Genomic DNA, 18,621 nt, shown 5'->3' with positions numbered 1-18,621 from the left:
TGAGCTAGTGCCGCATTCAAAAGTAGTCAGTAATTTGTCCGTTGTCGCACAACCTGAAGGTTGCGGTGAAACGTTCTGGCAACTGAGCTAGTGCCGCATTCAATTACTTAGAGACATGCCAACCCCGCGGGGGTTAACGTCTTAAGCGGGGCAGGATTCTACAATAATCCGATGTGTTTGCAAATGTTTTTTACAAATTAAAGAATTTTTCTTGGTAAACCTTTAATTCCATGATCGAATCTTTGATATCGTCGAGGGCTAGATGTGAACCTTTTTTGTTCACTTGCGCTAATACGTCAGGTTTCCAACGACGTGCAAGTTCTTTAACGGTACTCACATCAAGGTTACGGTAGTGAAAGTAGTCTTCCAATTCAGGCATGTACTTATTCATAAAACGGCGGTCTTGGCCGATAGAATTACCACACATAGGTGAAGCACCCGCAGGTACCCATTGCTTTAGAAATGCCAAAGTTTGATCAATAGCATCTTGTTCAGTGAATGTGCTTGCTTTACAACGAGCTGTTAAACCAGATTGACCGTGCTGAGTTGTGCACCACTCGTCCATACCATCAAGCAGTTCATCGCTTTGATGAATAGCAATAACAGGGCCTTCGGCCAAGATGTTTAAATCACTGTCGGTGACAACAGTGGCAATTTCGAGTATTTTATCTGTTGCTGGTTCGAGGCCTGTCATTTCTAGGTCGAGCCAGATAAGATTTGATTTATGAAAAGACATAGTTACCTTAGCGGTGCTTTCCTTTAGATCCAACGCATTTAGATATATCATATTAGTATCATCAGTCGACCTAAAGCTTTTTTTTCAAAAAGCCCGACATTTACTCAAGTTATAGGCCAAAAGTGGCAAAACAAAAGAAATTAAGTAAAGGCCAATCGCGTCGAATTAAGGCCAATCATCAAAAACGCCTCTCTAATGCAGACAAAAAGCAACAGAAAGGGGCAACTGTGCAATGGCAAAATGACAATTTAGGCCCTGCCGAAAATGCGGTTGTGATCAGTCGTTTTGGCCAACACGCCGATATCGAAACCGAATCAGGCGAAGTGCTACGCTGTAATATACGTAGAACAGTATCGAGCCTTGTGTGTGGTGATGAAGTTATTTTTCGCCGTGCAAAAGTTAGCGAAGGCGACTTAGCGGGGGTTATTGAAGCAACCCATGAGCGTCGCTCACAATTAACGCGCCCTGATTTTTATGACGGGGTGAAAGTCGTCGCTGCCAATATCGACCAAATTTTAATGGTCTCTGCGGTATTGCCTGAGTTTACACCAAACATTATCGACCGCTATTTAGTTGCCTGTGAAGACATGGGGATTGAGCCTATTTTAGTGCTTAACAAAATAGATTTAATAGACGATGAAGGCCTTGCTTTTATTGATGAAATTCTCGATATCTATCGTGAGCTAGGTTATCAAGTACTGTTAGTCAGTAATAAAACCGGTCAAGGCATTGCTGAGCTTAAACAAAAACTAGTTGATAAAAACAGCATTTTTGTTGGTCAAAGCGGTGTGGGTAAATCAACCTTAGTGAACACTGTACTGCCAGATGCAGATATCTTAACCCAAGAAGTCTCTGAGAACAGCGGCCTTGGTCAACACACAACAACCGTATCGCGATTACACCATTTACCAAGTGGTGGTAACCTAATTGACTCACCGGGAATTCGTGAGTTTGGCTTATGGCATTTAGATGTTGAGCGCGTTACGTGGTGCTTTAAAGAGTTCCGTGACTTTATTGGTGGCTGTCGTTTTCGCGATTGTAAGCATTTAAACGATCCTGGCTGTATAATTCGCCAAGCTGTTGATGATGGTGAAATTTCAGAACTTCGTTTTGACAGTTACCACCGAATTTTAGAAACTATGGCCGACGGCCGTGCTGGTGCACGCGCTCCTCGCGTATAACTATTTAGGAAATAACAAGTGAGTTTAGATAAATTCAAAATTGCTATGCAATATGCCATGCCAAAACATTTCATTTCGCGCATGGTTGGCAAGTTAGCAGCAGCAAAAGCGGGTGGCTTAACAACGGCCTTAATTAAATTGTTTATCAAACAATACAAAATTGATATGAGTGAGGCTAAATACCCAGATCCAGCTCATTACAAAACTTTTAATGAGTTTTTCACTCGCCCATTAAAAGAAGGTATTCGTCCACTTGCTGAAGAAAGCGACATTATCGCTCACCCAGTTGATGGTGCAATTAGCCAATTAGGCGATGTAGTCGACGGTCAAATCATCCAAGCAAAAGGCCATGACTACAGCTTACAAGCACTCCTTGGTGGCAAAGAAGAAGACACAGCGCCGTTTTTAGGCGGTAAATTTGCGACTATTTATTTAGCGCCGAAAGATTACCACCGTATTCACATGCCTGTTGATGGTACGCTGAGCAAAATGATCTACGTACCGGGTGATTTATTTTCGGTAAACCCGTTAACAGCACAAAATGTACCTAACCTATTTGCTCGTAACGAGCGTGTTGTGGCTATCTTTGAAACTGAAATTGGCCCGCTAGCCATGGTACTTGTAGGTGCAACAATTGTTGCTAGCATCGAGACTATTTGGGCAGGCACAGTAACGCCACCAGCAGGTAAAGATGTATTTAGTTGGAATTACCCAACCACAGGTGACAACGCGATTACTCTGAAGAAGGGTGAAGAAATGGGTCGCTTTAAATTAGGCTCTACCGTTATTTTAGCCTGGGGTGCAAATCAGGCTGAGTTCTTATCAGATCAACACCCAAAAACAGTAACCCGCATGGGCACACCATTTGCGAAAATTAACGACTAATAAGTTCAATTAAGCAAACCACTTGAGCAAAAGTGGTTTGCTTAAAATTCACTATAAACCGCGCCTCCCCCCACGATTACACTCCGAGCACTCACTGTCTTTTTGAATATTAAAGCGCTGCTGCATTAGTGTTAGTCCATCAAATTGAATAAACTCGCTGCCCGTTTTATGGCCAAGCAATATATTGATAGCCAATAAACTTTGCATGCTCCCCATAACACCCAGCAATGGGCTCAATACCCCTGCATTGTCACAATTAAGCGCTGTTTGCTCCTCCGTTTGCGGGAATATACAGCCATAACAAGGACTCTGTTCATCACGAAAATCAAAACTCATCACCTGCCCCTGCGTTGCAATAGCGGCAGCTGATACAAGTGGGATAGATTTAGCTAGACAATAGCGATTAACCAAATACCGGGTAGCAAAGTTATCACTGCAATCGAGGATGATGTCAGCACCTTCAAGTAGCTCAGCACAGTTACTTTCATCAAGCTTTTGGCATAGAGGTTTAACCGTTATTTGATTATTTAAACTGCTTAACACCTTGGCAGCCGCCTGTGTTTTTGCCTGCCCCATGTGGTTTACTTTATAGAGTATTTGTCGCTGTAGATTTGAAAGCTCAACTTTATCGTCGTCAATCAAAGTGAGCGTACCGATTCCTGCAGCCGCTAAATAAAAAAGTGCTGGGGAGCCAAGTCCACCCGCTCCGACAACCACAATATGAGCAGCCTTTAACTTTTGCTGACCCGCAAGCCCCACCTCTTTTAATAGCAAATGTCGGCTATAACGAATTTGCTCTTTGTCGCTTAGCGCGCTCATATTATGGCTGACCTTCGACCAGCTGTTTTAACGTGGCAATGGCGGCTTGGTAGTCTTCGGCTTCAGTAATCGCACGTACTACGGCAACACTGCCAACACCTGTGCTCGCAACTTGCTCAGCACGCGATAAGTCAATGCCTCCAATCGCAACCGTTGGATAATCGGCCATTAACGGCACAAATTTTTCGAGCTTTTCTAAGCCTTGAATCTGCCCTGTCATGTCTTTGGTGGTGGTTGGATAAATAGCGCCAAACGCCATATAACTTGGTCTGTAATTATGTGCACGTAGCATTTCATAAAAGCCATGAGTCGACACACCTAAGCGTAACCCTGCCTCTTTTATGGCAATTAAATTAGCGGTTTGTAAGTCTTCTTGTCCTAAATGCACACCATAAGCGCCGTGCTTAATCGCCAATTGCCAATAATCATTAATATATACCTGTGCATCGTACTTCTGCCCCAGCAAAACCGCACTTGCAATCGACTCTTCAAGTGCTGCATCGTCTGCATTTTTCATTCTTAATTGAACGGTTTTAACCCCTTCGGCTAAACACTTCTCTAACCAATCAACCGTATCAACAACGGCATATAGCCCAAGCTGTTTAGAGTCGCACTCAGCAAAGCCTGCTGCCATGGTAAAATCAACCGGGCAGTCAAAGTCGAGTTCATCACCTAGCCAACTTCCCGCTTCGATGACTTGTGGGTAATCAGCTAGATTTGTTGGAAAGCAAGTGTGTGCAACGGGGCCAATCCCCTCACCATATCGAATGGCTGCTTTTAATCCTTGGTTGATATAGGCTTTCGCTAAAATAAAGGCATCTTTGAGAGGATACTGTTTGGTTAAACACGCAGCAATCACAGAGGCCATACTGCATCCTGTGCCATGACTATGCGGAGTTTGAATTTTTTCGTTGCCAAGCCAATATGCCAGCTCACCTTGCACGCAGTAATCAATGCAGTAGCCACTTGGGTAATCCCAATGCCCCCCTTTGATGATCACCGCTTTTGCACCATAGCCTGTTAACTTCTCGGCGGCTTCTTTCACAGCACTTGGACCAATCAAGTAAACACCAGTTAATAACTGCGTTTCGTGGGTGTTCGGTGTTACTACATCGACTAGTGGCAATAAGCACTCTTTAATGGCACTAACGGTATCTTCTTCTGTTAATAAATCACCACTTGAAGCAATGGCGACCGGATCATAAACAACTAAAGGCGGCTCTGCCCAAGTTGCTTTGTAATGTTTTAAATGCTCACTAATAAGCTGTATTTGCTGCACATTAGCAAGCATACCAATTTTAATCACGCTGGCAGGCATATCACTGGCTAAGGCTAATAGTTGCGACTCAATCACTTCTGTTGAAATCGGGTTAAGCGCTTCTACACCTAAACTATTTTGTGCCGTTAAAGCAGTAATAACCGTACAGCCATGTACATTAAAACTTTGCATTGCCTTGATATCGGCTTGAATTCCTGCACCGCCGCCCGAATCTGAGCCAGCTATGGTCCATACAACCTGATTCATGTTATTCCTCACATTTTATTCTTGATGCCAAAATGGCATTCCGAGCGTCGGCGTTGATGGGCTTGCTACGTCTTTTTCTGGCATCGCTTTAGCCACATAGCTATATCGCCCCGCTTCAACCGCACTTTTAAACGCTTTACTCATCGTTACTGGGCAACCAGCACCTGCAATTGCCGAATTTAATAATACGGCATCATACCCTAATTCAAGCGCTTGGCAGGCATGGGATGGTAAACCTAAGCCCGCATCAACAATTAACGTATGGTTTGGCAAGCGCTCACGGATCATTTTTAGGTTGTAAGGATTCAGCAAGCCTTTACCCGTGCCAATCGGTGCCCCCCAAGGCATAAGTACTTCGCAGCCTAAATCAGCGAGGCGCTGACACAGCACTAAATCATCAGTGCAATAAGGTAAAACTTTAAAGCCATCGGCCAATAAAATTTTAGTGGCTTCGAGCAGTGCGAATGGATCTGGCTGTAAATTATATTCATCACCAATCAACTCTAACTTGATCCAATCAGTGGCAAACACTTCGCGGCACATTTGTGCCAAGGTCACTGCTTCTTTCACACTATGGCAACCCGCCGTATTTGGCAGCACCTTTAGCCCGGTGTTTTTTATCAATTGCCAAAAATCATCACCCGCAGCAGCGCTTTGCTGACGTCTTAATGAAACCGTAACAATCTCAGCCTGTGAGGCCACTATCGACTCTGTCATAACACTTGGCGAAGGGTACAGTGCTGAGCCAATCAGTAAACGACTCGTAAATTGCTCACCATAAACTGAAAAACTATCCATCTTAGCCTCCTTGAATTGGCGACAATAGCTCAATGCTGTCGCCTTCATTGAGGGGTTTAGCATCGCATTGGCTGCGCGGTACAAAGTCACCATTAACGGCAACGGCAAATGGAGGTCTTGCGCCAAACTGGCTCAACGCCTGAGTGAGCGATGTATTGTCGTTCACTGTAACTGACTGACCATTAATTAAAATATTCATTTTTATCCTTAAGCAATTAAGCTCACTGCATCATCGACCACCTGAGGCGCAAGTAAATAGCCATGACGGTACAAGCCATTAATTTTGATCACTCGACCTTGTTTTGTGACTTTCGGACGGTTGTCTGCAAACGCTGGACGAAGCCCTGATTGCAAGCTCTCGATACGCCCTTCAGCAAAGCCGCTATGCACCGTATAAGCAGCAGACAATAACTCCAGTGCTGAGCGCACGGTCACTTTACCTGTGTCTTGCGATTCAATTTCAGTCGCACCAATCACAAATTGATGATTTGGCTTAGGAGCAATATATATGGGGTAACGCGGATGCATCAGCCGTATTGGTCTGGTTAGGTTCACCTCTGGTGCATATAAACGCGCCACCTCCCCTCTTACTCCGCGAAGTAAGGGTTCAGCCTGTTTAGCACCTAAGCCGCGGCAATCAAATACATAATCAAAGCTTTGGCCATTCACTTTATGGGCGTTCAATTCAACTTTACAGCCAAAGTTAAATTGCACTCCTTGCGAGGTAAGCTTTTTAAAACTAGCGCTATAAAATGCCTGATTATCGAGTTGCCCTTCACAAGGTAAATACACACCTTGGTGGAACCGCCCAGCTAGTTCTGGCTCAAGGTCTGCGATTTGAGTGCCAACCAATGCCTGCGCCTGATAGCTTTCAAGCGGTTTTAAGCGCCTCACAAAACTTTGTAAATCGCCCTTATCTTGCTGATGAGCAACCACTAAGCTGCCTGTTTGTTGAAAATACACAGCGTCATCGAGCTCACTTAAAATTTGCTGCCAACGAGTGATGCTATTAAGCCCTTGTAGAGCTAAATCCTGTTCACACAAGACTGATTCAGCAAGGGGGGCTAACATCGCTGCAGCAACGCTGCCAGCACTGTTGCTAGCATGTTCATCATCTTGCTCAAACACACTTAACTGATGCTCTTTAGCAAGTGCCAATGCAGTTAAACGGCCAGTTAAACCAAAGCCCAGTATCGCTATCTTTAAAGACATAAACTTTCTAGGCCCTAGGCTCTAGGCCCTAAGTAAAAACCCAGAGCCTATCGCTGATGCCTAGCTCCATCAATTAAACGGCTTTGTGGTAAATCTCAGAGCCTGTTTTTTTGAACTCGTCTGATTTCGCTTTCATTTCGGCTTCAACATCGACCATTTTGATTTCGATAGCATCGCCTACGTTATTTGGATCAATGCCTCTTGCTTCAAGATCTTTGGCGTAATCACGTACTTCTTGAGTGATCTTCATCGAACAAAACTTAGGGCCACACATAGAGCAGAAATGTGCAATCTTGCCAGATTCTTGTGGCAATGTTTCGTCGTGATATTCGCGGGCGCGTTCTGGGTCTAAACCTAGGTTAAATTGGTCGTGCCAACGGAACTCAAAGCGCGCTTTTGATAATGCATTGTCACGTTCTTGCGCACCAGGGTGGCCTTTTGCCAAATCGGCAGCATGAGCAGCAATCTTGTAGGTGATTAAACCTTCTTTAACGTCTTCTTTGTTTGGTAAACCTAAATGCTCTTTAGGGGTTACATAACAAAGCATAGCGCAGCCGTACCAAGCAATTTGCGCAGCGCCAATACCTGATGTGAAATGATCGTACCCCGGTGCAATATCCGTGGTTAATGGACCAAGAGTATAAAACGGTGCTTCTTCACAGTGTTTTAGCTGCTCTTCCATGTTCTCTTTGATCATATGCATTGGCACATGGCCTGGGCCTTCGATGAACACTTGCACATCATGTTTCCAAGCAAGTTTTGTCAGCTCACCTAAAGTACGTAATTCGCTGAACTGGGCTTCGTCATTAGCATCAGCAATAGAGCCCGGGCGCAAGCCATCACCTAATGAAAAACACACATCATACTGTTTTAAAATTTCACAGATTTCTTCAAAGTGCGTGTATAAGAAGTTTTCTTTATGGTGCGCTAAACACCATTTCGCCATGATTGAGCCACCACGCGAAACAATACCGGTAACACGCTTTGCCGTCATTGGCACGTAACGCAGCAATACCCCAGCATGAATAGTAAAGTAATCAACACCTTGTTCTGCTTGTTCAATCAAGGTATCGCGGAAAATCTCCCACGTTAGGTCTTCAGCCACACCGTTTACTTTTTCAAGCGCTTGATAGATTGGTACGGTACCAATTGGTACTGGCGAATTACGTACCACCCACTCACGGGTTTCGTGAATGTAGCGACCCGTTGATAAGTCCATTACCGTGTCGGCGCCCCAACGAGTCGACCACACCATTTTTTCTACTTCTTCTTCGATTGATGAAGTGACCGACGAATTACCAATATTCGCGTTCACTTTAACTAAGAAGTTTCGGCCAATGATCATCGGCTCAGTTTCCGGGTGGTTGATGTTGTTAGGAAGCACGGCGCGGCCACGGGCAATTTCATCACGCACAAATTCAGGGGTAATAAAATCAGGAATACTAGCGCCAAACGATTCGCCTTTGTGCTGGGCCGCAAGTAACTCTTCACGAATTTTAGCGCGTCCCATGTTTTCACGAATTGCCACATATTCCATTTCAGGCGTCACAATACCTTGTCGCGCATAATGCATTTGCGTTACGTTTTTGCCTGCTTTTGCACGGCGGATCTTTGGTAGATGTTCAAAGCGGATATGGTCTAACCCTTCATCTGCCATTCGCTGTTGAGAAAACTGCGAAGTCACTGAGTCTAAAATTTCAGTGTCGCCGCGGCTTTCAATCCACTTTTCACGGTATTTCTCAAGGCCCTTGCGCACATCAAGTTTAAAATCTGGGTCAGTGTATGGGCCCGAGGTATCGTAAACACGAATTGGTGCGTTAGATTCAAATACAGGGTTCTCTTCAGTGCCACCGATAAAGGTATCGCTTAGGGTGATTTCACGCATCCCTACTCGTACGTTGTCTTGTGTACCTTCTACATAAACTTTATGAGAATTAGGAAAGGGTTGACCCGTTAAGTTATAAATATAATCTGATGCTGCCGCACGAACTTCGCGGCGAGATGGTTTAGTTGTTGTGTTTGACATGACTTACCTCATTGCTTTAAGGGTTGTCTTGTCAGATATTGCAAATGCAATAGAGAGTGGCAAACGCCATTGGATCGTTAATAAGCTAAATGCTTACTAGTGCAGCCTGCGCCGCTTATGCCCCATAAATTTGGCGCACAAGCGCCCAGTGAGGCAGCTTGTTCCCTACGCAGGTGTTAGCCTGATCAGGTTCACGGATCCCGCTTTCGCGATCTCAGCCTTGTTAAAGGCACTCCGACAAGTATAAATTCGTTTCTTTAAAACGCCCTGAGTGTACGCCAGTTAAAAAATTGCTGCAAGCTAAGCCACTTTAGTTTTTTGCAATGAAGGTAAAGTGATGCTCGCCTTGCAGAGTTAGTTTCTCACCTGTTAGCGTAATTGCCGCACCTTCTTTTAGCGCTGACAATAATTGCTGCTCAAGCTCATTAACTTGCTCGCCACATGATTTACGAGTCATGCCTAACTTATTTACCGTTAGCGTATCTTCGCTGAGCGCACCTTCACCAAAAAATTTATTACAGCCAGCAAAGCCGTTAACCTGCATCGCTTCGATAAAGCGTATAGAGGCTTTTTGAGATACAGGAATAGCTAAACCATTCACTTTTGATAATTGCCACTGTGTATATTTTAATTGCTCACTAGTGACTGTCCCTGTCGATGAGCAGCCCATGCAAAATAATACAAAAAGAAGAGGCAAGGCTACTAACTTCATATTTTTTAACTATTCAAATTTCAATGTAGTAATAATAACAACATTTAACGCAATTGATCGTTAAAAAAACATGTTTTATCTGTAAAAAATTGTTCTAAGTTAGCTTATCAAAGAACAACGCAGACTATTTGAATAAGTTATCGACTTCTTCTGGTAAAAAAGGACGACCTTTTTCATTTACTGACGTGCCAATCACCAAAGCTTGCAACATCACTTTATCATCATGTTTGCGATACACTGTTTGCCTAAAAGCAAACTTTAATCGGCTGATACGCTCAGGCTCAACGGCAACGTAAAATTCATCACCCGGCATAAGTGATGCCTTGTAATCCATTTCGCTACGCAGTACGACAAGGTTTACTTTTTCTCTTGCGAGCTTTGCAAAATCGATACCTTGGGCATGTAAAAACTCATGGCGTGCATGTTCTAAATAATTAAAATAAACACTGTTGTTTACAATTCCTTGTAAATCACACTCATAATCACGCACTTTAAAGTCTACTTTAAAGGTCATAGTCGTATTCCTAATCAATTTACGTATAATTGCCTGCGTTTATATCATAAAAATTGATTTTATAGCCATTTGGCTAGCTAGGTTGCTAGAATAGCAGTCCCGAAAATGGAGTTAAGAATCCGCATGAAACGACGTTTATCATTATTATCTGCTGCCATCCTGCCTTTATTCGCAGCATCTTCGATTGCTTACGCTGAAGACGGTGAGCTTGAAAAAATTGAAGTTACCGGTGATTTCAAAAGAGAAAGCATTCAAACCCTTAGTGCCAGCGCAAGCTTGTTTTCAGACCATGAAATCAATCAACGCGGTGCAAAGTTTTTAGATGAGATGCTTGCTAGTGCAGCGAATGTAAACTTTACCTCAGGGGCATCTCGTGGTCGTTTCGTGCAAATTCGTGGTGTTGGTTTACGCTCACAGTTTGTTGACCCTATTAATCCTTCGGTTGGCTTAGTGATCGACGGTATTAACTACTCTGGTTTAGGCGGCAGTTCACTGTTATTTGATATCGACCAAGTTGAAATTTATCGCGGCCCACAAGGAACTCGCTTTGGTGCTGATGCCTTAGCTGGCATGATTCAAATGGAATCTGCAACCCCCACTCTTGACCCAAGTGTGAAAATACAATTAGGTGCGGGCAACTACAACAGCTATGAAGCAGGTATTGCCGCAGGTACCGGTATTACCAACGACACAGCAGTACGCGGTAGTATTTATCAACGTGAGTCTGATGGGTATGTAGAAAACCGTTATTTAGGCAAAGATACCCAGCAACAAGACGAGCTTGTCTCTCGCTTTAAATTATACAGTCAATTAACCGACCATCTGCGTACTGAACTGAATGTACATTACATCGATATAAATAACGGCTATGACGCATTCACATTAGATAACAGCCGTTACAGTGTTGCTGATGAACCAGGCCAAGACAACCAAGAAAGCATTGCGGTTGGCCTAGCAAACATATACACCGGCTTTGACTTTTTTGATGTTAGCTTAAACCTATCTGGTATCGACAGCGAGCTGTTATACAGCTATGACGAAGACTGGGTGTGTAATGATGAAGCTCAACCTGAATTATGTGCTGCTGGCTTGCATGATTGGGGCTATAGCTCAACAGATGCTTACTTTCGCGATCGCCAAGATCAAGCGGCTGAGCTGCAATTTAGTGGTAAATCTGGCGAGTGGGTCGCAGGCATTTACTATCAAGGCCGCGAAGTTGACTTAGAACGTCAATACACTTGGCTGGCACAACCATTTGCATCTAATTATGAAACCAGCAATATTGCTGCATATGGTCAATTAGCAACACCTATCGGCCCAAAAACAACCTTAATTACGGGTTTGCGTGTTGAGCAGTATCAGGGCGACTACACCGACAACAACGGTTTTATTGAAGAAACCGATGATGTCATGGTGGGCGGTAAGCTTGCACTTGAATACCAAGTGATTGATCGCACCATGATCTATACCAGTATTACTCGTGGCTATAAAGCTGGCGGTATTAACTCTGAAGCTTTAGCAAAAGCAAAAGACGAAGGCTTAAACCTAGATGCTGATTTCTTTGCTAATCACACATCATTTGCCCCTGAATACCTATGGAGCGGTGAATTTGGTGTTAAAGGCAGCTCTTTGGACGATAAGTTTGTGTTACGTCTTGCCGCTTTCTACATGTACCGTGAAGATATGCAGCTAAAATCGTGGCAAGTTGAAGGCCAAAAATTCACAGGTTATATCGATAACGCCAGCTCTGGTGAAAACTACGGTTTAGAAATTGAAGGCAGCTTCCAAGCAACTGACAATTTACTACTAACGGGTAGTGCAGGTTATCTACATACAGAAATCAATGACTTTGTTGCGCAATCAGGCCTAGATCAAGATGGTCGAGATCAAGCACAAGCTCCTAAATACCAATATGCATTCACTGCGCGTTATAACTTTACGCCAGCACTTTATGCATCAATTGGAGTAGAAGGCAAAGACGATTACTACTTCTCTGATAGCCATAACTCAAAAGCACCTAGCAGCAACTTAGTGAATGCTTCATTTGGTTATGAAAGTGATAATTGGAGCATTAATGCATGGGCACGTAACTTATTTGATGAAGACGTACCAACCCGTGGTTTTGAGTTTGGTAACGATCCATTAGACGGTTACACCACTCATACATACACACAGCTTGGCGAACCTATGGTTGCCGGTGTGACATTTATTTACGAGCTATAAGCAATTAGGTGCTAGGTTTTTTACCTAGCACCCAAACACCTAGAGCCTAGAGCCAAATAAGTTAAGCCCTTTCAACATCAAAGGCGAGTACGTCTTTAATCTTTTGCTTATTCGTTGCCAGCATAATGAGTCGATCTATACCCAGTGCGACACCCGCACATTGTGGTAAGCCATGCTCTAGTGCAGCTATTAAACGCTCATCCATTGGCACTTGCTTTAAGCCATTTGCTTCACGGTACTGATTATCTTCACTAAAACGAGCTGCTTGCTCTTTGCCATTGGTCAGCTCATTAAAGCCGTTTGCAAGTTCCATATTTTTAAAATATAACTCAAAGCGCCCAGCTACTCGCTCATCGTGCTGACAAATTTGGGCAAGCGCTGCTTGCGAAGCTGGAAAATGATAAACGAAACAAGGCTTTTCTTGGCCAATCGTTGGTTCAACCTTCATACAAAATAATAGCTGTAACAAGGTATCGCGATGCGTTTCATTCGCGGCAATATCGGCGAAGCCCTGCTCCTTTGCTAGTTGCTGTAATGTGCTGATATCAGCAGTTAAAGGGTCTACACCTAAGGCGTTCATAAAGGCTTGCTGATAAGTGAGTCGCTCAGCGCTTTCTACGCCAAGCACCAATTGCATAAGCTCATCCATTTCATCCATAAGCGCAAATTCATCAAAACCCGGACGATACCACTCAAGCATTGTAAATTCAGGATTATGATGACTACCCGCCTCTTCATTACGAAAAGCTTTGCATAGCTGGAAAATAGCCCCAGAGCCCGCCGCAAGTAAACGCTTCATGGCAAACTCAGGTGACGTTTGCAAATAAAGTGGTAAGCCACCAGCATGACCTGGGCCAACAAACTCGGTACTAAATGTCGCTAAATGCACATCGGTTACACTGGCCGCGCTTAAGCTTGGCGTTTCAACCTCCATAACATCACGTGCATAAAAGAACTCGCGAATACGGCGGATGATGACGGCACGCTCTCGTAAAGTTTCAATATCGGCGCTTGGTTGCCAAAGGACATTAGACATAGCGTTTCCCAAAAAAAATCCCAGCAGAAGCTGGGATTTTATAATAAATTGCTTAACAATGCCTATTACTTAACACGGCTCACGTATTCACCGCTACGTGTATCAACTTTGATCACTTCGCCGATTTGTACGAATAGAGGAACACGAACAACAGCACCTGTGCTTAATGTTGCTGGTTTACCGCCAGTACCCGCTGTATCACCTTTTAGACCTGGATCTGTTTCAGTGATTTCTAATTCAACGAAGTTTGGTGGAGTCACGGCGATTGGGCTACCGTTCCAAAGCGTGATAGTACAAACGTCATTTTCAACTAACCATTTTGCATTGTCGCCAAGCGCTTTTTCGTCAGCAGCGATTTGCTCAAATGTTTCGTTGTTCATGAAGTGCCAGAACTCACCGTCAGTGTATAGATACGCTAAATCTGTATCCATTACGTCTGCACCTTCAACTGATTCACCTGACTTGAATGTTTTTTCTAGTACTTTACCTGTGATAAGTTTACGAATACGAACACGGTTAAACGCCTGGCCTTTACCTGGTTTTACCATTTCATTTTCTAAGATGCTGCAAGGTTCGCCGTCTAACATAATTTTTAGGCCGCCCTTGAACTCATTGGTGCTATAATTCGCCATCGTTTCCTCTGTCTAAATAATTTCGAGTAATCTACGTGTCAATGATACAAAGAAATGAAGTAAATTTGCATAAAAACTGGCAAAAAGAATTGGCAAATGTTGTCACTTGTCCTGAACGCTTGCTAGAAATGCTAGGATTATCAAGCAAAGTAGACGAAAAAGACCTCAAAGCACGCAGTCTTTTTCCTGTCCGCGTGCCGCTGCCATTTATCAAAAAAATGCGTTATGGCGACATAAACGACCCTCTTTTGCTGCAAGTGATGCCCAGGCACCAAGAGTTTTTAGCAAAAACAGGTTACGACAAAGACCCTCTAAAAGAGCAAGATAACAACCAACCTGGCTTGTTACACAAGTATCGCTCTCGCGTTTTAGTAATGTTTAAAACCGGTTGTGCCATAAATTGCCGTTATTGCTTTAGACGCCATTTTCCTTATCAAGAAAACCAATTAAACAAACGCAGTTTAATTGATGCACTGGCTTACATTAAAGCCGACAGCAACATCAACGAAGTCATTTTAAGTGGTGGCGATCCATTGATGGCCAAAGACGATGCTGTTAGTTGGTTTATGGATGAGTTAGAGCAACTTCCGCAAATTAAACGCATGCGTATTCACAGCCGCTTACCTGTGGTGATCCCTGCAAGAATTACCGATGAGCTATGTGCACGCTTTGCTGCATCGCCCTTAAAGGTGGTGTTTATAAATCATATCAATCACGCTAACGAAATTGATGATGACTTTAAAGCGGCCATGCAAAAGTTAAAAGCTGCAGGGGTGACGTTACTAAATCAGGCGGTGTTACTAAAAGATGTGAATGATTCTGTCGAGTCGCAAGTTGCACTTAGTGAAGCGCTATTCGAAGCAGACATTTTACCTTACTACTTACATCTACTCGATAAAGTTGAAGGTGCCAGCCACTTTGATATAGCTGAGAGTCAGGCACGGGAAATCGTGACGGCTATGCTAGCAGCATTGCCGGGGTTCTTGGTTCCTAAGTTGGTGCGCGAGATCGGCGGCGAAAAAAGTAAAACGCCTATCGATCTCAATCTAATTTAACAACTAAACGTATACGTTTACGTTGTTACCTAGTGTCGCAGTTACCGACTTAGCAGGTGTTTGTGCAGCACTGGTGTTCATTGCTGCGCCTTCGATAAGTGCAAGTGCCGCAGCACCATCAGCCTTTTGCTGTTTTTTAGCAAGTGATGCGCTGTAAACTTCTGCGCTTTCGCCACCGCCACTCATCGCTGGTAAGCTTGATCCTGATATATTCATAGTTCATTACCTGACTTTTTATGACAATCCACGTACTATATCGGCATTGCAGTCTAAAGCTTTAGGAAAAAAATGGATTCAATTATTGAACAACTCAATGCTAACCTAAAAATCGTTTATCGTCAGGCACTTGATGCTGATAAAAAATTAGATGATTTACAGCAGCAAGGCCATGGCAAATTCAAAGCCTTATTTGCAAAAGATGCTGGCTTTGATTTTGAAGCGAAACGCTTTAAACCTTACGTTCTCGATGTTGCAGCTGATGTAGAAAGCTTAAGCAACGACGGTATGGACGAAGAGAAGCTGAAAAAAACCGTTATTAAACTGCAACAGTTACTACAACTGTTAGCGACGTTTAAGTAACGTAGAAGCCTCTATTTTATTTATTGTAAATAGAGGCTATCGCGAAAAATAAATTTCACGCCTACATGTGTTAGCAGCTTTAGCCGTTAATTGTTTTTCGGCGTTAAAACGCCTCCCACGATATAGGCCTTTTACAAGGCCCACAAACAACACAGCTCAACTAAAAACTGATGGCTGACGGCTATCATTCACCCAGATTTAAAGACGGCAATAGCTCATCTTCAAACCAATCGCTGATTAAACGTTTGTCGTAGTAATAAGCTTCATCGCGCCCCATTTTCATGCGGTCCATAAAGCCCATATCTTTAAGCTTTACGTCTTTTGCTTCACTAATCACTTTACCGTCTTTATCCGTAATTGAATAATTAAGGTCAATACGTGGGAAATAAATTGGCTTGATAATGCGCAGTTCATTCATCGTTCCAAAACGCACATCACCAGCAAGGTCAAGCTCTGTTACTTCCACATTGAAGGTGTAGCCATCAGGTAACTGTTCAGCAAGCTTGTTAAAGTGCTTCTCAAAGCTCTTTGCCACGTTTTTATGAAATGCACCTTTTGGTGAGTTATTTCCGGGGCGCACATCACGGTAATCGTTAAAGTCATGCCATTTAACCTTAGCCTCCCCTGCGTGAGCAAAAGCAGGTAGTGCAATAACCATTGCTAAGGCCATTTTCTTTACAATTTTCATCTTTATCTCCACTTAACAGGAATAGCTTTTGATTAAAATTTAGCAGCTGACAATTAACTATAGCTTAATAACTCAACGCTTGGATGTAACCAATATGGTGCAAAATGTAATCAAAAACAAGACACTGATATTTCTATGAAATAAGTTTAATCACATTTTATTCATGTAATTTAACGCGAAATGTGATGAAATAAGGCTAATTCAACTAGGTATAGTTCATGGATATTTTATGACCATTTTAGTCACCGGCGGAGCCGGGTACATCGGTTCTCACACCGTTTTAGAGTTACTACAACAAGGCACAGACGTTGTTGTACTTGATAATTTAAGCAATTCATCAAATGAGTCATTGGCTCGCGTAAAACAAATCACCGGCAAAGACGTCACGTTTTATCAAGGTGATATTTTAGATAGAGCCTGTTTAGACAAAATCTTCAGTGAACACACAATTGATAGTGTTATTCACTTCGCTGGTTTAAAAGCGGTTGGTGAATCGGTTGTAAAACCTATCGAGTATTATCAAAACAACGTACAAGGTACACTGACTCTGGTTGATGCTATGCGTGATGCTGGCGTGTTTAAGTTAGTATTTAGCTCATCAGCAACCGTATACGGTGACCCAGCAAGCTTACCAATTCGCGAAGACTTCCCAGTTGGCGGCACGACTAACCCGTATGGCACATCAAAGCTTATGGTAGAGATGATGCTGCAAGATATCGCGAAATCAGATGAACGCTTTGCCTTTGTTATCTTACGTTACTTTAACCCTGTAGGCGCACATGAGTCTGGCCTTATTGGTGAAGACCCTAATGGTATTCCTAACAACTTATTACCTTATATTTCGCAAGTCGCTGTGGGTAAGCTAGAAAAGCTTGGTGTGTTTGGGGATGACTACGATACTGTAGATGGTACAGGTGTTCGTGACTATATCCACGTTGTCGATTTAGCATTAGGTCACTTAAAAGCACTGAACCGAATTGCAAGTGATACAGGTGCGCACGTATTTAACCTAGGCACAGGTAATGGTTATTCAGTACTGCAGATGGTTACCGCTTTTGAGAAAGCCAGCGGTCAAGCCGTACCTTACCAAATTTCGCCGCGTCGAGCGGGCGATATTGCAGCTTGCTACGCAGCTCCAGAAAAAGCGTTAAAAGAGCTTGGCTGGCAAGCTGAGCGTGGTATCGATGAGATGATGCAAGATACATGGCGCTGGCAAAGCAATAACCCGAACGGTTACAAATAGTCAGAAGAATTAAAAGGCACTTACAAATAAGTGCCTTTTTACTGGCTACTTTATAAAATCCTGCGTTTCAAAATAGGCTATTTGGCTGTACTCACAGTCTTGAAAGCTATTAGATAATTGCGTAAATGTTGGCACGTTTACTTCTACCTGCAAACGCTCAGCTTCACACCCTCTTACTAAAACAATGGCGTCAAATGACGGGCTGGCCTGTATTTGATGTACCAATATTTGTATTCCTTGTTCATTTGTTGCTTTATTTATTCTTCGCCAGCGCGGTTGCGACACGTGCTGAGTCGATGACAGTGCTCGTTTATATACAAGAGAAACAAACTTAAAGTTTTCATCCTTTAGCCATTTTTTACCGCCTCGTTCGAAGTGACCAAAGAATAACTGGCTGGGCACACTCAGTGTCTGCCCTGCAATTAACTTATTCAAGTCAAACTTAGCAGGCAATAGAGTGATCATCGAATTTAAATACTGAGGAATTGAATCACTTTCTTGCACAGTAAGCCAACGAATTAGTTCTTTCTCATAGCGAGTTTCTACACGATAAATTAATTGATAATCATGCGGGGCGTGGTACAAAGGAAGGTGGCTGGCATAGAGCTCAACGCCATCGGTGAACAACACCATGCCATGCATGCCAACTCGGCTATGCGCATGAAAATGCTTAACCTCTTTTGCTATGCTTTTAAAACTGACAATTAAACAGTAAAGTAACAACAGAAAAGCGAAATTTGCTTTCATTTTTTAATAC

20 protein-coding genes and 1 riboswitch are annotated in these 18,621 nt (G+C 43.2%); of the genes, 6 read left to right on the top strand and 14 right to left on the bottom strand.

Annotation, left to right across the window (positions count from 1 at the left end; all coding sequences use genetic code 11):
* Positions 1-190: 190 nt before the first annotated feature.
* Positions 191-736, bottom strand: a complete 546-nt coding sequence (orn, locus tag BIZ38_RS15880) for an oligoribonuclease (protein ID WP_054554138.1) — start codon at positions 734-736, stop codon at positions 191-193.
* A gap of 122 nt (positions 737-858) precedes the next feature.
* On the opposite strand from orn, the gene rsgA reads away from it, so the two are divergent.
* The gene (gene rsgA, locus BIZ38_RS15875; RefSeq protein ID WP_058585944.1) at positions 859-1,917 is read left to right on the top strand and encodes a small ribosomal subunit biogenesis GTPase RsgA; all 1,059 of its coding nucleotides are present in this window, start codon (positions 859-861) and stop codon (positions 1,915-1,917) included.
* Positions 1,918-1,935: 18 nt separating this feature from the next.
* On the top strand, positions 1,936-2,802 hold the full coding sequence (asd, locus tag BIZ38_RS15870; RefSeq protein ID WP_187490728.1) for an archaetidylserine decarboxylase: 867 nt from the start codon (positions 1,936-1,938) through the stop codon (positions 2,800-2,802).
* A gap of 51 nt (positions 2,803-2,853) precedes the next feature.
* Here the strand turns inward: asd and BIZ38_RS15865 are convergent, their stop codons facing one another.
* The 8 genes from BIZ38_RS15865 to BIZ38_RS15830 form a co-directional block, all read right to left on the bottom strand.
* Positions 2,854-3,621, bottom strand: coding sequence for a HesA/MoeB/ThiF family protein (locus BIZ38_RS15865; RefSeq protein ID WP_138619826.1), 768 nt, complete (start codon positions 3,619-3,621; stop codon positions 2,854-2,856).
* Position 3,622: 1 nt separating this feature from the next.
* Positions 3,623-5,146, bottom strand: coding sequence for a thiamine phosphate synthase (thiE, locus tag BIZ38_RS15860; protein ID WP_187490727.1), 1,524 nt, complete (start codon positions 5,144-5,146; stop codon positions 3,623-3,625).
* A gap of 15 nt (positions 5,147-5,161) precedes the next feature.
* Positions 5,162-5,944: a thiazole synthase gene (locus BIZ38_RS15855; protein WP_187490726.1), complete on the bottom strand. Its 783-nt coding sequence runs from the start codon at positions 5,942-5,944 to the stop codon at positions 5,162-5,164.
* A gap of 1 nt (position 5,945) precedes the next feature.
* Positions 5,946-6,143 (bottom strand): sulfur carrier protein ThiS, encoded by a 198-nt coding sequence (gene thiS / locus BIZ38_RS15850; RefSeq protein WP_054554133.1) that lies wholly within the window; start codon positions 6,141-6,143, stop codon positions 5,946-5,948.
* Positions 6,144-6,151: 8 nt separating this feature from the next.
* Positions 6,152-7,156: an FAD-dependent oxidoreductase gene (locus BIZ38_RS15845; RefSeq protein ID WP_187490725.1), complete on the bottom strand. Its 1,005-nt coding sequence runs from the start codon at positions 7,154-7,156 to the stop codon at positions 6,152-6,154.
* 73 nt (positions 7,157-7,229) lie between these two features.
* Positions 7,230-9,182 (bottom strand): phosphomethylpyrimidine synthase ThiC, encoded by a 1,953-nt coding sequence (gene thiC / locus BIZ38_RS15840; RefSeq protein ID WP_054554131.1) that lies wholly within the window; start codon positions 9,180-9,182, stop codon positions 7,230-7,232.
* A gap of 145 nt (positions 9,183-9,327) precedes the next feature.
* A riboswitch (TPP riboswitch) is annotated at positions 9,328-9,429 on the bottom strand.
* A 63-nt stretch (positions 9,430-9,492) separates the two neighbouring features.
* Positions 9,493-9,894 carry an META domain-containing protein gene (locus BIZ38_RS15835; RefSeq protein ID WP_054554130.1) on the bottom strand — a complete coding sequence of 134 codons (402 nt, stop codon included), beginning with the start codon at positions 9,892-9,894 and terminating at the stop codon, positions 9,493-9,495.
* A gap of 124 nt (positions 9,895-10,018) precedes the next feature.
* Positions 10,019-10,408, bottom strand: coding sequence for an acyl-CoA thioesterase (locus BIZ38_RS15830; protein WP_054554129.1), 390 nt, complete (start codon positions 10,406-10,408; stop codon positions 10,019-10,021).
* A gap of 123 nt (positions 10,409-10,531) precedes the next feature.
* Between BIZ38_RS15830 and BIZ38_RS15825 the strand changes: the two genes are divergently transcribed.
* On the top strand, positions 10,532-12,631 hold the full coding sequence (locus BIZ38_RS15825) for a TonB-dependent receptor (protein WP_187490724.1): 2,100 nt from the start codon (positions 10,532-10,534) through the stop codon (positions 12,629-12,631).
* Between the two features lie 61 nt (positions 12,632-12,692).
* Here the strand turns inward: BIZ38_RS15825 and epmA are convergent, their stop codons facing one another.
* On the bottom strand, positions 12,693-13,667 hold the full coding sequence (gene epmA / locus BIZ38_RS15820; RefSeq protein WP_187490723.1) for an elongation factor P--(R)-beta-lysine ligase: 975 nt from the start codon (positions 13,665-13,667) through the stop codon (positions 12,693-12,695).
* A 65-nt stretch (positions 13,668-13,732) separates the two neighbouring features.
* Positions 13,733-14,299 carry an elongation factor P gene (efp, locus tag BIZ38_RS15815; protein ID WP_054554126.1) on the bottom strand — a complete coding sequence of 189 codons (567 nt, stop codon included), beginning with the start codon at positions 14,297-14,299 and terminating at the stop codon, positions 13,733-13,735.
* 41 nt (positions 14,300-14,340) lie between these two features.
* On the opposite strand from efp, the gene epmB reads away from it, so the two are divergent.
* Complete coding sequence (epmB, locus tag BIZ38_RS15810) at positions 14,341-15,354, top strand: EF-P beta-lysylation protein EpmB (RefSeq protein ID WP_187490722.1); 1,014 nt, start codon at positions 14,341-14,343, stop codon at positions 15,352-15,354.
* A gap of 3 nt (positions 15,355-15,357) precedes the next feature.
* Here epmB and BIZ38_RS15805 read toward each other — a convergent pair whose 3' ends face one another.
* Positions 15,358-15,570, bottom strand: a complete 213-nt coding sequence (locus BIZ38_RS15805) for a hypothetical protein (RefSeq protein WP_054554124.1) — start codon at positions 15,568-15,570, stop codon at positions 15,358-15,360.
* A gap of 72 nt (positions 15,571-15,642) precedes the next feature.
* Between BIZ38_RS15805 and BIZ38_RS15800 the strand changes: the two genes are divergently transcribed.
* On the top strand, positions 15,643-15,933 hold the full coding sequence (locus tag BIZ38_RS15800; RefSeq protein ID WP_054554123.1) for a hypothetical protein: 291 nt from the start codon (positions 15,643-15,645) through the stop codon (positions 15,931-15,933).
* A 184-nt stretch (positions 15,934-16,117) separates the two neighbouring features.
* Here the strand turns inward: BIZ38_RS15800 and BIZ38_RS15795 are convergent, their stop codons facing one another.
* A complete protein-coding gene (locus tag BIZ38_RS15795; protein ID WP_054552824.1) occupies positions 16,118-16,621 on the bottom strand; it encodes a DUF3016 domain-containing protein in 504 nt (167 codons plus the stop codon).
* A 229-nt stretch (positions 16,622-16,850) separates the two neighbouring features.
* Between BIZ38_RS15795 and galE the strand changes: the two genes are divergently transcribed.
* Positions 16,851-17,864, top strand: coding sequence for a UDP-glucose 4-epimerase GalE (gene galE / locus BIZ38_RS15790; RefSeq protein ID WP_054552825.1), 1,014 nt, complete (start codon positions 16,851-16,853; stop codon positions 17,862-17,864).
* A gap of 45 nt (positions 17,865-17,909) precedes the next feature.
* On the opposite strand, the gene BIZ38_RS15785 is transcribed toward galE, so the two are convergent.
* Positions 17,910-18,611 carry a hypothetical protein gene (locus tag BIZ38_RS15785; RefSeq protein ID WP_054552826.1) on the bottom strand — a complete coding sequence of 234 codons (702 nt, stop codon included), beginning with the start codon at positions 18,609-18,611 and terminating at the stop codon, positions 17,910-17,912.
* Between the last annotated feature and the right edge of the window lie 10 nt (positions 18,612-18,621).

The organism is Pseudoalteromonas sp. BZK2 (assembly GCF_014349195.1).
Lineage (GTDB): Bacteria > Pseudomonadota > Gammaproteobacteria > Enterobacterales > Alteromonadaceae > Pseudoalteromonas > Pseudoalteromonas simplex.
The sequence above is the reverse complement of the archived record's forward strand: the minus strand, read 5'-3'. Positions and strand labels throughout refer to the sequence as shown.